Genomic DNA, 14,610 nt, shown 5'->3' with positions numbered 1-14,610 from the left:
GGTGAAGCGTCAACCCCGTTCAGCGACCACCCTAAAAAAGTGGCGTGGTGAGGAATCGCCGTCCGTTTTACGGCGGCGAGGATGTCAACGGTAAGTGTCCAGAACAGTTGCTCCAGGATGTTCTCAGAAGAATTAAGCCGATTCTGTTCTGATCGGGACATTCTCAAAAGCCTTACACATCCATTGTAGCTATCCCTCTCGCTCTTTACTCAAAATTATCGAAAATGTTCCCGCCAGAGTTCGTGTAGAAACAGGAGAGCGTTTTTTTTGCACCAGAAACCGTCGAACGCTTGCAGAAAATAATCTGGGAAGATAAGCAGCCAAGGCGAATAAAAAAATCAAGGAGTCCGGGCTATGAAAATGGGTAAAACCCTACACCCTACACCCTGCCCCGACGAGAAACTTTTTGCCGCAAACCCTAATTATGTCTGATTTACGTCAATACGCTCCGGCAACAGAACGCAATCGTCAGCCGATTTTAGAAGTTCTCAGCCAATTTTTACCGAAGACTGGGAATATCTTAGAAATATCTAGCGGCACGGGTGAACACGCTGTTTTTTTTGCTCCTCGTCTTGCTCCTTGTCGTTGGATTCCCTCGGATTGTAACCCTCTGGCTCTAGATAGTATTCGCAGTTGGTGCGATTATTGTCCTAGTTCTAATCTCGATCGCCCCCTATTTATCGATGTTCATCAGTCAGTTTGGGCTGTAGAGACGGAAAATATCGTTATTAATGCCATTGTTAATATTAATATGATTCATATCGCTCCTTGGTCCGCTTGTTTAGCTTTAATGACGGGAGCGAGTCGCATTCTCAGTTCGGGGGGAATTCTCTATCTTTATGGTCCCTATAAACGACAGGGAAAACATACTTCTCCTAGTAACGAAAGCTTTGATTTTTCTCTCCGTTCTCAAAACTCTGCTTGGGGAGTTAGGAATTTAGAAGATGTGGTGCAAGAAGCGAGCGATCGAGGTTTACAATTGTTAGAAGTAATTCCTATGCCAGCTAATAATCTCTCGGTTTTATTTCAATTGCCTTAACATAGCAATCATCAGTGAATAGTAATCAGTCATCAGTGGCGTTGCTGAATCGAGGTATGAATGCCAAGTGTGCATCGTATCCAAAAGTTATTTTGGTTCTGGGTTTTAAAAACCACACACAAGAAGATTCATATCTTAAATCAGCTTTTAGCTATTGGGACTTAGGTTCTTCGGTTTGTGTTATGCAATCGACGAGGGTTATAAGGGATTAGAGCGAACTAATCAATTAAATCTCTCGCCAGATAAGGATTTAGTCGATTTATGCCACCCTATCGAACCATAACAAGTAACGAAGAACCGGGACTTATAACTGATAACTGATAACTGATAACTGATAACTGATAACTGATAACTGATAACTGATAACTGATAACTGATAACTGATAACTGATAACCGAGAACTTATTTCCAACCGGCGCGATTCATTACCTGTACTGCTTTGGCTAAATTAGGACCATAATTAGCCACGCTAACGGTATCTTCTTTACCGCGTCCGAGTTTTGCCAGGAAAGGGTCTAAAGCAACCCCTGGAACGACGGGATATTCTCGATTACCCTTAGCAAAAAAGTTCTGTGCTTCATTGCTAGAAAGATACTCTAAAAATTTAATTGCCGATTCTCGATTGGGAGCGGTTTTAATTAAACCACCACCGCTAATATTAACGTGAGCGCCGCGGCCTGCTTGCTCGGGGAAAATTACGCCTACTTGGTCATAAATTGCCCGTTTAGCGGGGTCTTTTTCTTCGGCATACCCCGCTAAGTAATAGGTGTTAGCTAGGGCTAAATCGGCAATTCCTGCGGCTACAGCTTCGATTTGTGCCTTATCATTACCCTGGGGTGGACGGGCAAAATTAGCCACTAATCCCCGACACCATTTTTCTGCGGCCGTTTCCCCTTGGATGTCGATTAACCAAGCGGTAAAAGATTGACTATAGATGTTACTGGATGACCGGGTGACGACTTTTCCTCTCCATTTGGGATTGGTTAAATCTGCATAGGAATCGATTTCTCTGGGGTTAACTCTGTCTTTGTTGTACATAATTACCCGCAAGCGTTTACTAAACCCAAACCAGTGACCTTTGGGATGACGCAAATTAGCAGGAATTCTTTGGGTGAGAATGCGGGAATTGACGGGGGCAAAAATTCCCTGTTGGTCGGCGCGCCATAGTCTCCCCGCATCTACCGTCAGGAGTATATCGGCAGGACTATTGCTGCCTTCGCTTTTAATCCGTTCGATTAATGGGTCTGCTTCCCCTTCCACGAGGTTAATTTTTATTCCCGTTTGTCGGGTGAAGTTGTCATACAATCGTCGGTCGGTGTTGTAGTGACGGGAGGAATAGAGGTTTAATTGTTTAGTTTGAGCGGAAACTTCGTTTATTTTCCCTAATTGACCCACTGCTACCGCTAAGGTGGCTGTTCCTGCGCCTAGAAAGACTCTACGGGTTATTTTATCGTTCATTGCTAGATTCTTGGCTTGTCTTTTCCCATTATACAGCTATTGAGAATAATTCTTATCTGCACGAGAAATTATTTGTCCAGCTAGGGCGGTAGATAGTGGAAAATCAGGGTAGAATAAGGATTTTCTGCCTTAATAGAGCCAATAAATCCCTAAATCTATCGCTATTTAAGTTCAATAAGTCCAAGATGTTACCCGAAGCTCGATCGAGGGTATTGTGGAATTAGAGCAACGAGAGTCAAAGATAATGATCAACAGTGATAACCAACAAGCGATCGAGTTAATGTTAGCATCGGGAGACTATAATCAATTATTGTTATTTTGTCAACAAGCACTCGCGGTTCATCCGCAAGTGACTGATTATTATCCCTATCTGGGATTAGCTTATCTGCTGCTAGAGCAGCAAGCAACAGCGCAAGAAATTTGGTTATTTTGGCTATTACAATCAGAGTCTAGTCAAGATTTAATTATGCTCCTCAAAAAAGAGATAATTAGAAATCTCGATTGCTGGCAGTTTGCCAAAGCTAAATTAATCTATCTCCAGTGGCTAGAATTAGAAGAAATAGAAGGGGATGAAGAAATAGAAAATTATGCCCTGACGGTGATAAACTCCTGTCTTCAAGAGGTGCAAGAGGCAATTAATCGGCAAGAATATACTTTAGCTGAGGACTTTTACTTAAGAATTTTATCTTGGCGTGAACAATTAGCTTACATCTGGCACGATTTAGGATACTTATACTATATAATTAACCGACTAACAGAATCTTTTAACTGTTTAGCACGAGCCATAGAATTAGAGGAAAATCAAGCCTTATATCATTATACCATGGCTAGGGTGCTAGAAAAACAATCACGTTTAGATATAGCTTTATCAGCTTATCAGAAAGCGATCAATCTCAATGCTAATTTTGTCGATGCTCATAATAAACTGGGCAATTTATTTTATCGATTAGGTCAGCTAGAGTCAGCCGAAAAATTCTATCAGCAGGGAATTAATAGCCAAGCGGATTTTTATCCTTTTTATATCAATTTAGGCAATGTCTATTTAGTTAAACAAGCTTGGACAGAAGCAAAAAATGCTTATAAAACTGCCCAACAACTGGCAGGAGATAGACGAGAAATTAGTCAAAATCTCTCCCTTTGGGAAATCCTGCAAGCTGACCAACAAATTGCCGATATTTACTCAGGTAATTATTTTTATCAAAGAAAACTCTATCAATTAGCACTAAACTATTATCAAAAATTATTAGCAATTAAAGTAGAAGATAGCAACTTTTATTTAAATTGCGCCCATTGCCATCTCATAATCAAAGGAGAAAAACAGGCTTTGGAAGTGTATAAAAAAGGCATTAGCTATCATCCAAAAAATATTGATTTCCATTTGCGCCTAATTTGGTTACTACAAAATAATTATCCGATCAAGGTGGCAATTCAAGCAATTAAATCAGCTTTAGAGTATCTTCCCGATCACCTATCTCTGAAGTTAGAATTAATGCGGTTAATGCCGATAGTTTACCCAACTCAAGCAGATATTATGCTATATCGATCAAACTACGAGAAACGGTTAGATAATATCTTGTCCAATCTTGATTTAACCTCTACTAATCAACAACAGGATGCTTGGAAAAGTATTGGATTAAGAACTAATTTTTATCTTCAATATCAGGCTAAAAATGATTTAGAAGTACAAAAAAAATATGGAAAATTAGTTTATAAAATAGCCTCGGTTAACTTTCCTAATTGGGTGAAAAACCTAACCATGCCTATGGGAAAAATTCGCCTTGGCTATATTTCTGCTCACTTGCGTCATCACACGGTAGCGAAACTGTTTCAAGGATGGTTGCAGTGGCGAAATCGAGAACAATTTGAAATTTATTGTTATGGAATAGACATTAATAACACTTTCGATAATTTTACGAGAGAATATCAAGAGCAAAGTGATTATTTTTATCAGTTTGATAATTTAGTTAATATGGAAAGAATTGCCCAACATATTTTAGATAACTCAGTTACATATTCTGGTTTATTTAGATATTGGTAATGACGAAATTTTTCCTAGAATTGCTCGACAAGTTCCCAACAGCCAATTTATTTTTATCTGCCATCGTAGCGAATTTGTGACCCATTGCTTTCAGTCGAGATTAAGTCAAGCTTTTAATAAGTATGGACTCAATTGGCAAGATTATGGGGTAATGATGCCACAGCTAGAACAAAATGATTATTTTCAGCTTAATTTATTAGCAGACATCTATTTAGATAACTTAAGTTGGTCGGGAGGAAATACCACCCTCGAAGCCATTGCCTGTCAGCTGCCAGTGGTTACCTGTCCGGGGGAATTTATGCGCGGACGACATTCCTATGCTATCTTGAAAAAATTAGGCATAACCGAGACAATTGCTACGGATAAAAATCACTATATTGAAATTGCTATCCGTTTAGGTTTAGATAATCAATGGCGACAAACAATCAAAGATTATACTAAAGTGAATATCGATACAGTATTTAACGATCGAACCTCTGTAGAAAGTCTAGAAAGATTTTATCAATCTGTAGTAGGAGAAGGTAAATAAAACTTTAGGGTTACATAGGCTTTGCGGCAAAAAGTTTGTTGGGGTGTGGGGTATGGGGAAGAAAACCAGATAAAGTTCATTTTGTCAAGGATTTAAGATACTCTTACCCTGCGTTTAATCCTCTTTCCCAAGAATGATAAGGAGTAGTAAAATAAAAATCTGCTCCTAGTTTCTTCACGAGACTCTTGATGTCCACAAAATTCTTTGACCTTGTCACAAGGGTCGGTTTTTCTTTTGTCAGGGGGAATCTCTTGGAAAAGTTTTTCGGTGACAAGGGTTGATTTCCGATGCGGTTTTGTTCTTGGCCAATCCTGCCACGCTCCGGAATCGCGCCACGCTTACTTTTACTTTTCCCCCCGCTTCGACTCTTTCTTTTTCCTCGTCTGGCCGCCTAGGTATTCTTGATGCTCTCCACAATCTCGATAGTTCTGATAGATCATTTGATAGATGGTTTCGTGACTGAGAGATTCTTGACCGGCTCTTTTCAGACGACCCGCATTGACAAAGCGACTGTTCAGTATTCCGAGAAAATCAAGCAGAACGGAAATTCCGCTCTCATAAAGATGAAGTGTAACCTAATTTGGTATCATCCCCAGACGACTGGCTACTGTTGCCTGTTCCCTAAAACCAGAGAATTCGTACCTCACCATTAAGATAAATGCTATATAAAGACGATTGGCAACCTTGCCAAGAATTAGTGATAAAATTACAACATAAACAGTAATTTTTCCTCTAACCATAATCCCTCACCCCCAATAAAATTATGATGCACGGTTTTATTCCCCCACATCGTTATTTTCCCTATCTTACTTGGACAGATATAGATTCAATGCCGGATAAGGAAAATGTGGTAATTATTCAACCCATCGGTGCGATCGAACAACACGGACCCCATCTACCTATTGCCGTCGATGCTGCCATTAGTTTAGGGGTTTTAGGCAAAGCTTTCGAGAAATTAGATACAAACATCGCCGCTTTCGCTTTACCCTGTCTCTACTACGGAAAATCTAACGAACATTGGTCTTTCCCCGGCACGATTACCCTCTCGGCAGCAACCTTATTAACCCTCATTCAAGAGATAGCTGAAAGTCTCTATCGTTCGGGTTTTCGCAAGTTAGTATTAATGAACTCCCACGGCGGGCAACCGCAAGTTATGGAAATTGCCGCTAGGGATATTCATCAACAATATCCCGATTTTTTAGTATTTCCTTTTTTCACTTGGCGAGTTCCCCACAATGCGGCTGCATTATTCTCGGAATATGAATTAGAATACGGTATTCATGCAGGAGATGTGGAAACTAGCATTATGTTATCATTACTGCCAGAACAGGTAAAAATTGAGCGGGCCGTCCGAGAATATCCTCAAGGTTTGCCAGAAAATAGTTTGTTAACTATGGAGGGAAAATTACCCTTTGCTTGGTTAACTAAGGAATTAACTAAAAGTGGAGTGATGGGAGATGCTACTAATGCAAGTAAAGAAAAAGGCGATCGATTATTAGAATCCGTTGCTAATGGTTTGGTAGAGGTGATCGCTGATGTTTATCAATTCCGTCAACCGAAGTTATATTAATAGAAGATTAATTAGAGGTTGCTGAATAAATCTAAAAACATTGTTCGATAAGACTTTTAGACTTTTTGTCAATCCAAAAGTGCCAGCGATGGGAGTGATTGGGGGGAAAATTCAGGGACTTTTTCCCTGAAAATTAGGTAATTGACCCCCTCAAAATGGTTAAAACCCTACACCCCACACCCTACACCCACGAAAAACTTTTTGCCGCAAACCCTAAATCGGACAGCAAGCTAACTCAGCAATTTAAGCGAAAACTCTGCCATTCTCTAGGATGCCATTCCGGGTTAATCTGGGTTTCGGACGCAATTTTTCGATGACTAAATTTTAAGAGGCAGTATGGAACGCACTTTCTTAATGATTAAACCCGACGGTGTGCAGCGCAATCTGGTGGGGGAAATTATTCAACGCTTTGAAACTAAAGGTTTTACGCTGGTTGGGTTGAAAATGATGCAGGTTTCTAGCGAATTAGCGGAAAAACACTACGCTGTTCATAAGGAAAGACCCTTTTTCCGTTCGTTAGTCGATTTTATTACCTCCTCCCCCGTGGTGGCCATGGTTTGGCAAGGAGAAGGAGTAATTGCCTCCGCTAGAAAAATTATTGGTGCCACTAATCCCCTCAATGCTGAACCGGGTACGATTCGCGGTGATTTTGGCATTAGTGTCGGACGCAATCTTATCCATGGGTCCGATGGTCCAGATACCGCCAAAGATGAAGTTAGTCTCTGGTTTAGCGATGCAGAATTAGCTAATTGGACTCCCGCAATCACTCCCTGGGTGGTAGAATAAACCCCTTTGAGGCAGTCAGGAGCCGGTCGTCAGGAGACAGGAGACAGGAGATTGCTTTTATTTATTCTCCCCTCTCCCCTCTCCCCTCTCCCTTCTCCCCATTTCCCCAACCCCCTAATATTCGGAAATTATGACCGTAGAATCCAGCTTACAACAGTTAAAAAGAGCTTCATCGGGACGATTACCCAGCAGTTACGGGGTCTATTTTAAGAATACCCTTGTGGCCCTCTGTCATGCTCTTGAAGATCATATCTTGCAAACTAGCAGCTCAGATAGTACAAATAAACCACTGGTCTTAGTCACCTTTCAACAGGGTAAATGGTATTTACAGGAAGCAGAGCGCTATTTAGATATCGCTCGCTCTTCTCGTCATATTGCGATCGCTGCCGTGGCCGATAGTGGTTTTTCTGAGCATAAAACCGGCAGTTTAGAGAATGTTTCGCTAGTCAACTTAGATAATAGCGATAGTTTGGTTAATGAGTGGAATTTAATCATTCTTTCCCCCGATTACGCCTCCATGGTACTCTGTCATGAGTTATCCCCGGAAGAATACCGGTCCGATAGTCAACCCCAAATAGACACGGAGCGAAAATTCTACGGTTTATGGACATTCGATCGCGATTTAGTCGAAAAAGCCGCTAGGATCTTAATTGAGCGTCTGCATCCCTATAATCCCAGTCTAGCGGCCGATTTAAGCAGACAACAGCAGGAAATTAGTCAAAATATTAATCCCATTCCCACGGATTTAACGGGAGTAGTCTCTCGCATTGTCACCTATCTGCAAACCAGTCAACAGCAGTTAGTCACCGTCAGCAGACAAACGCGAGAATTAAGCGACTTAGAAGGACAAGCATCCCGTTTAAATAAAAATTTAGCCGCTAATAAACTGCAAGCTTTTCTAAGAATGGCTCAAAAGGTCGATGAAAGAGATATTGATAATCCCCTTGCTTCCCTACAGGTGGCCGCTTTAGCGGAAATGTTGGGACAATTGCTCGATTTACCCACCCTGAGATTGCGACGCTTACGATTAGCCGGTTTATTATACCGCATCGGTCTAGCGGAGGCTCCGATCGAAGTTTTTAGACAGCGTGCCAGTCAGTTAGAGGGAGCAAATGCGTTATTTTGGCGGGATAGATCGGTGTTAGGCGCACAATTACTCGCCACTATGCCCGAATTAGCCCCAATTCAACAGATTATTTACCATGAGTTTGAATACTGGGATGGTAGCGGTGTTCCCAACGGCTTAAAAGGGGAAGAAATCAGCCTAGAGTCGAGAATTTTAGGATTATCAGCCTATTTTCAGGAATTAACTCAACCGCGAGGCGACCGACTAGCTCTAGATTTAGGAGAGTCCCTAGAGCGCTGTCAAAATTATAGCGGGATTCGTTTCGATCCCGCTTTGGTAGAAAAATTAAGTTCGGTAATTCGTCTGTGCGAAATGGGATGGATGCAATTACCCGATCGCCCTAGTCAAGTCCCCGCCGTCTGGTTAGAATCAGTTTAGGACTAGACTCCGATGAGACTCTGCATGGCACGTCCCATATTAGCCAGTTTAAAAGCTGCCATGGCCGCGGTCGGTTCGTAGCCGCAATGTACCATACAATCGGCACATTGAGGATTGCCACTGGCCCGACCGTAGTTATCCCAATTGGTTTCTGCTAAAAGTTCCCGAAAGCTTTTGTAATGACCTTCGTTGAGCAGATAACAGGGTTTTTGCCATCCTAAAAGACTATAGCTAGGACTACCCCAAGGAGTGCATTCATAGTCTTGTTCACCGATGAGAAAATCGAGAAAGAGAGGATTATGGTTAAAATTCCACTTTTTCTGCCCTGATTTCCAAGGTGAGAGAATTTCTCGGAATAAAGCTCTAGTTTGCTCCCGTTTCAAGAAACTATCTTGATCAGGGGCCCACTCATAACTGTAACCGGGGGAAATCATCATGCCATCGATGCCCAAAGTAGCGAGAAAATCGAAAAATTCCTGCATTTCTCGCGGTTCTGTGCCTTCAAAAACCGTGGTATTAGTAGTAACCCGAAAACCTCTCGCTTTCGCCGCTTTAATCCCTTGTACTGCCTTATCGAATACTCCCTCTCGATCCACACAGCGATCGTGATGTGCTTTTAAACCGTCCAGATGGACGCTAAAGGTAAGATAGGGTGAAGGAGTAAATTTATCCAGGCTTTTCTCCAATAACAGAGCATTGGTACAGAGATAGACGAATTTTTTTCTGTCCACTAACCCCTTGACAATTTCATCGATTTGTGGATGCAAAAGCGGCTCGCCCCCGGGGATGGAAACCACCGGAACCCCGCATTCTTCCACCGCTGCGAAACATTCTGCCGGGGTGAGATGATTGCGGAGGATTTCCGGGGGATGTTGAATCTTACCGCAGCCAGTACAGGCTAAATTACAGCGAAATAGAGGTTCTAGCATTAAAACTAAGGGAAAACGCTTTTTCCCTGCTAGACGCTGTTTCAAGATATAGGAAGCAACCACTAAAGCTTGTTGCAGTTGGACAGCCATTTGCTCACACCAAAAGGATTCTAAGTAATTAGGGTCTGCTGAATAAAGGGGAAAATTCAGGTACTTTTTCCCTGAAAATTAGGTAGTTGACCACCTGAAAATCGGTAAAACCCTACACCCCACACCCCACACCCTACCACCACCGAAAAACTTTTTCAGCAGACCCTAATTATAGACTGTTAACAGGGCATCAAGGCATAGGAGCCTAGAAAATGGCAAATTGAAGGTAGGTTGGGTTGAAGCATGAAACCCAACACCTGCATGGGTTACGCTACCGCTAACCCATCCTACAAATAATTGTGCCTCCCTACTGATCAGCTTTTATTTATCCGATTAATTAGCCCTTATCACCTTGATCAAGCTGATGACTTCAAGACTACTAACTGCTAACCTTAACGACAATTTTTGATTTTTACAAGAGGTCTATTATGAGTTCTTTAGGCGATCGCTTCAAGAAATTTGCGGGTAAAACTCGCTATGTGGTCTGTCGCTTATTTTTGCATCTCTACGGACAAGAAATCGCACCTCTGATCGGTATTCTTAATCGTACCGGCCGGGAGGCGATCGATTCCGAAGGCGATTTGGAGGTCATGGGAGAGGGTTTAGTAGAAATTTGTCAAAATCTGCTGCAGATGAACCTCTATTGGTTTTCTGTGGCTAATGAGGGCGATGTTTTTTGGAATGAGGGGGAAGCGGGGGACTACGTTAACGAACTGTTTACCGATTCTGCGGCCAGATACCTAAGTGAATCGGTGTCTTCACAAGTGGGGGAAAAGGAACCCTTAACTTTACCCGTCACCGATAACTTAGTTATTATGATCACAATAGCATTCGAGGGTGAGAGCGCTGCTTTAGAAACTAGCCTAGCCGATCGAGAGGCCCTAGAAGATGGTTTAAAATCAATAATTAACCTCCACTACCAAGGTCGGCTGCGCGCGATTCAGGTACATTTTTCTCCTGCTCAATTGGGAGATGAATTGACCAATGAGCAACTATTACTCAACTTCCCCGAATTACTGCCTTTATAGTCTTAATTTTGCCCTTATGCTGCGCCAAGTAACGACAATCTTTTTAATTCTTACCCTTTGTTGGACAACGGTGGCCTGTGGTTCCTCGTCAAATCAAACTCAGTCACCGTCAGCTAATAACAGTAGTGTAAGACAACAATCCAATCAGGTTAGTAGCGGTCGCTACGAGGTGCAACAAGCTACCTACGATGACGGAGATGGCACTTATACCTTAATGCTGTTAAACACCCCTGGGGGGACTTCTCCCCTCTTTCGCACCACTAACCTACAAATGGCTAGATTAACCGAGGAGAACATTGCTAAAGGGGAAAAAACCGCAGTAGAAATCAACGGTGATCAGGCTACCCTGTACATGACCGAAGATTTTAAAATTGAGTATGTCCACAATGTCACGGAAGTGCGGAACAATCCCCAAACCGGACAACAGGAAACCGTGGTGATTCGGCAAGAATCGAGTTTTTGGAGTCCTTTTTTCGGTGCTGTTGCTGGTCAAGCTTTGGGTAGCTTGCTCTTTCGTCCTCAATATTACGTTCCTCCCCTCTATACTCCGGGGGGTGTGATGACCGGTTTTGGTGGTTCCGGTTCCACCTATAATCAGGCAGTAGATCAATACCGGACTAAACATAATAGTCCACCTCCGGCAGTCAAAAATCGGCAAACTCTCCGTTCTACTGGCAATTTACGTCGTTATCCCAGTAATGCTTCCTCTAGTCCCAATCGCAGCACCACAACCACCACAAAACCCAGTGGTTCCGGTTATGGTTCCAGTACCCTGAAGAATTCGGGTAAATCTGATAATGTCAAACGTTCTCCTAGTTTCGGTTCCTCCGGTTCCCGTCGTACCCCTAGTCGTAGTGGTTTCGGCAGCAGCAGACGCGGCCGACGTTAGCAGGATTTGACTGGAGTGGTGGAAGATTAACCCTGTCTTCCCCACCTCAGACATTGGAGATGGCAACTACTTAGGGTTTGCTGAATAAATCTAAAAACCTTGTTGGGAAATCAAAAAGTAACGGACATGGGAGTGATCGGGGGGAAAATTCAGGGACTTTTTCCCTGAAAATTAGGTAATTGGCCACCTCAAAACTGGTAAAACCCCACACCCCACACCCTACCCCCACCGAAAAACTTTTTGCCGCAAACCCTACTTAGAAGCAACCATTTTGCGAATTTCCGAATAGAAAACCGTCTGGCGATCGCCATTGGCTGACTGGATAATACTGGTACGCAATCTCAGATTAGGACTAGCAAACCAGATTCTTTCCTCGATACGATGGTGATTATCCTCGATGGTTAAAGTTAAAGATTGATCGCTTCTGAGACGATATTCTCCCAGCGCTGCCGATTTACCGTCCGATTTGATTAATTTTCCTTGCCAAGAATTCTCTGAAGGTAGCCAAACTAAATAGCTAGAACTGATTTTTTTCGGTTGTCCATAATCTACAGAATTATCCCAAGTCGCTTTCCATCCCCCTAAACTGGTCTGGGACTGACAGTTATTTTCTAAACATAATTGCACCACATCGGCAGCATCGGCAGCCAGCAAATCGATGGTGATTTCTGCTTTATTATTGGCAACTTTTTGAGCGGCTAATTGATAACTGGTACGCTGAGAAAACCATTTACCCGCACAGAGATTAATAAATTCTTGAATGTCCATGAATGGCTGTAGGCAAAGATCGATCGCTCTGGAAGAATAGATTATTCATTCTATCCTATCCCTAGACGTTGGCCAATTTTTGCAAGGATAAACGGGCCGCTTCGCGCACTTGCGGATGTTCGTCCTTGACCAAAAATTTTAAGGCTGCGATCGTTTTTTCCGCCGGAAGGTGGCCTAAAGCTTCCGCTAATCGCTGCCGGATTAACCAGTCATCGGAGTTAACAAAGGTTAAAAGCTTCTCGACGGTTTCCACTGCTTTGATTTCCCCAAGAGCGGCAATAGCGGCCTGTTGAATAACCGCTTCGTTACTATCTAAAGCCGATAATAACACCTGTTTGGCCCGAATATCGCCCAAATTGCCCAAAGCGACGGCGGCACTAAAGCGGACTAACCATTGTGTGTCTTCGTAAAAAGCCCGTTGTAGGGGTTCAAAAGCGCGAATATCTTCTAAATAACCTAAGGCCCCCGCTGCATCGGCGCGAATGCCATAATCGGCATCATTGGCTAACAAATCCACTAGGATAGGAAAGCATTCCTCGGTTTGTTTGACTCCCAAAGCAAAGACAGCCATCGATCGCACTGGCAGCATTTCATCATAAAGGACTTTTTTGATCAAGGGTACAGCTTCCTCTGGGGTCACTTCTCGCAGGGAGGCCAGGGCCAGCAGACGGTCTTTGGAGTTGCTGCTTTCTAACTGGAGGGCAATGGTTTTTATATCAGGCTTACTCATTTTTGTCAATCACTTGTAATATTTCTTTAATTCTAACGCAATTCTTGGCAATTCAGAAACGAGAGCGGGGAAAGGATTTCTTGAGGATTTCTTAAGGGATTTATTAAACTTCTGAAATCGTAGAGTGAGCAAGGAATCCAGTTCTTTTTTATGTTTCAGATGGGCATCATTCAGACATTCATAAATAGCTGAAAAAAAGTCAGAAAAGTTTTCCTAATATTGACCATATAAACATTTCTTTTTGACCAATTTCCCCCGCCTTTCAATTAAATTTAGATTAGGCGAATAAGACGGCAGATAGAGTAGCTCTATTGACAAAGAAAGAGCCAATTCTTCAACAACTTTACATTTTTGATAGCGGGCATTATCTAATACTAGAGTGATAGGAATTATTAGTCCTAAATCAGCTATTTTGACCGGAGTTCACAGACTTGATCTGCTGTAATGTAACTGTCATATGTTACCATAATAACTTCATGAGTTATCGCATTTAATGCTCCCAAAACATTAAAGCGTTTACGCCCGCTCGGCGACTTAACGAAAAGTCTCTCAAAACGCCAAACAAAACCGAGAAAAGCTCCCATAACAAAGTGAAAACAGCCCTTTTTCCTTCTTTAGCCTCATTTAGTCTTGGTTCTAGCTTTTTTTCTTTGTAGTCTTCTTGTTCATCTGGGTCAGCTTTAGGAGGAAGAGAACCTACTTTTAAACATTTCATTTCCATTGATTTTAAGAATTTCCTTACTTGGGTGGGACTTCGTTTTATTCCTATCAATTTTTTTATTCTATATACGGCTTCATTTATTGTGGCTGGTGGATTTTTATCAAAATATTTTTTGAGCGTTTCTCTTTGAGACTATAATTCACTTTTAGGGCGATAGAAGTTGATTTCTTTTAATTTTTCTATTCCGCCTTCTTGATAATGTCGAAGATAAGTTAATAAGGTATTTGGCGAGATTCCTGCTAACTGACAAATTTTGGGGTGCGGTATTTTTTGACTATTTAATTAAAGAACTTCCATCTTAAATTGAACCCGGGGATGGGGATGATGAAATCTTTCATAATACAGTGAGTTCTTTTCTTCTTAAGTGAATTCTAGGTTAATCATGTTTTCAATGAGTGCTTTGCTTCACTCTTAAACTATATTATAGCAATTCTCTAGCGTATGAGGTACAGTAGCAACAGTGAGTAAACCAATTGCGAATATCTTTTTGAGTAACTTGTAACATAGCCGATTCAATCCCTTCTATTAAGT

General features: G+C 42.1%; 12 protein-coding genes and 2 pseudogenes. 8 read left to right on the top strand and 6 right to left on the bottom strand.

The annotated features are described in order from the left end of the window. Positions 1–424 precede the first annotated feature (424 nt). Positions 425–1,039 carry a DUF938 domain-containing protein gene (locus BGL89_RS15085; protein ID WP_286826395.1) on the top strand — a complete coding sequence of 205 codons (615 nt, stop codon included), beginning with the start codon at positions 425–427 and terminating at the stop codon, positions 1,037–1,039. Positions 1,040–1,441: 402 nt separating this feature from the next. Here BGL89_RS15085 and BGL89_RS15080 read toward each other — a convergent pair whose 3' ends face one another. Beyond that, positions 1,442–2,497: a Fe(3+) ABC transporter substrate-binding protein gene (locus tag BGL89_RS15080; protein ID WP_286826390.1), complete on the bottom strand. Its 1,056-nt coding sequence runs from the start codon at positions 2,495–2,497 to the stop codon at positions 1,442–1,444. 244 nt (positions 2,498–2,741) lie between these two features. Between BGL89_RS15080 and BGL89_RS15075 the strand changes: the two genes are divergently transcribed. Continuing rightward, on the top strand, positions 2,742–4,535 hold the full coding sequence (locus BGL89_RS15075; protein ID WP_286826389.1) for a tetratricopeptide repeat protein: 1,794 nt from the start codon (positions 2,742–2,744) through the stop codon (positions 4,533–4,535). Positions 4,536–4,611: 76 nt separating this feature from the next. Then, complete coding sequence (locus BGL89_RS15070; protein ID WP_286826388.1) at positions 4,612–5,064, top strand: O-linked N-acetylglucosamine transferase family protein; 453 nt, start codon at positions 4,612–4,614, stop codon at positions 5,062–5,064. 112 nt (positions 5,065–5,176) lie between these two features. Here the strand turns inward: BGL89_RS15070 and BGL89_RS15065 are convergent. Then, a pseudogene (locus BGL89_RS15065) lies at positions 5,177–5,621 on the bottom strand (transposase family protein); the annotation flags it as partial. Positions 5,622–5,827: 206 nt separating this feature from the next. Here BGL89_RS15065 and BGL89_RS15060 point away from each other — a divergent pair. The 3 genes from BGL89_RS15060 (at position 5,828) to BGL89_RS15050 (ending at position 8,924) form a co-directional block, all read left to right on the top strand. Beyond that, positions 5,828–6,634 carry a creatininase family protein gene (locus tag BGL89_RS15060; RefSeq protein ID WP_286826387.1) on the top strand — a complete coding sequence of 269 codons (807 nt, stop codon included), beginning with the start codon at positions 5,828–5,830 and terminating at the stop codon, positions 6,632–6,634. Positions 6,635–6,970: 336 nt separating this feature from the next. Continuing rightward, the gene (gene ndk / locus BGL89_RS15055; RefSeq protein WP_002780036.1) at positions 6,971–7,420 is read left to right on the top strand and encodes a nucleoside-diphosphate kinase; all 450 of its coding nucleotides are present in this window, start codon (positions 6,971–6,973) and stop codon (positions 7,418–7,420) included. A 130-nt stretch (positions 7,421–7,550) separates the two neighbouring features. Next, the gene (locus BGL89_RS15050; protein WP_286826386.1) at positions 7,551–8,924 is read left to right on the top strand and encodes a DICT sensory domain-containing protein; all 1,374 of its coding nucleotides are present in this window, start codon (positions 7,551–7,553) and stop codon (positions 8,922–8,924) included. Positions 8,925–8,926: 2 nt separating this feature from the next. Here BGL89_RS15050 and hpnH read toward each other — a convergent pair whose 3' ends face one another. Then, complete coding sequence (hpnH, locus tag BGL89_RS15045) at positions 8,927–9,943, bottom strand: adenosyl-hopene transferase HpnH (protein WP_286826385.1); 1,017 nt, start codon at positions 9,941–9,943, stop codon at positions 8,927–8,929. Between the two features lie 428 nt (positions 9,944–10,371). Between hpnH and BGL89_RS15040 the strand changes: the two genes are divergently transcribed. Together BGL89_RS15040 and BGL89_RS15035 are read left to right on the top strand one after the other, a co-directional pair. Then, entirely contained in the window at positions 10,372–10,971 is a 600-nt protein-coding gene (locus tag BGL89_RS15040) for a DUF1517 domain-containing protein (RefSeq protein ID WP_286826384.1), read from the top strand. Next, a complete protein-coding gene (locus BGL89_RS15035) occupies positions 10,928–11,860 on the top strand; it encodes a hypothetical protein (RefSeq protein WP_286826383.1) in 933 nt (310 codons plus the stop codon). Before BGL89_RS15040 ends, BGL89_RS15035 begins: the two co-directional genes overlap by 44 nt. A 252-nt stretch (positions 11,861–12,112) precedes the next feature. Here BGL89_RS15035 and BGL89_RS15030 read toward each other — a convergent pair whose 3' ends face one another. The 3 genes and pseudogenes from BGL89_RS15030 to BGL89_RS15020 form a co-directional block, all read right to left on the bottom strand. After that, the gene (locus tag BGL89_RS15030; RefSeq protein ID WP_286826382.1) at positions 12,113–12,628 is read right to left on the bottom strand and encodes a phycobiliprotein lyase; all 516 of its coding nucleotides are present in this window, start codon (positions 12,626–12,628) and stop codon (positions 12,113–12,115) included. A gap of 61 nt (positions 12,629–12,689) precedes the next feature. Continuing rightward, entirely contained in the window at positions 12,690–13,358 is a 669-nt protein-coding gene (locus tag BGL89_RS15025; protein ID WP_286826381.1) for a HEAT repeat domain-containing protein, read from the bottom strand. 96 nt (positions 13,359–13,454) lie between these two features. Continuing rightward, positions 13,455–14,424: pseudogene (locus BGL89_RS15020) on the bottom strand (IS630 family transposase); the annotation flags it as partial. Between the last annotated feature and the right edge of the window lie 186 nt (positions 14,425–14,610).

It is taken from the genome of Microcystis sp. LSC13-02 (assembly GCA_002282935.1).
In the GTDB taxonomy this organism is placed as follows: Bacteria; Cyanobacteriota; Cyanobacteriia; order Cyanobacteriales; family Microcystaceae; genus Microcystis.
This window is presented reverse-complemented; position numbering and strand designations above follow the sequence as displayed.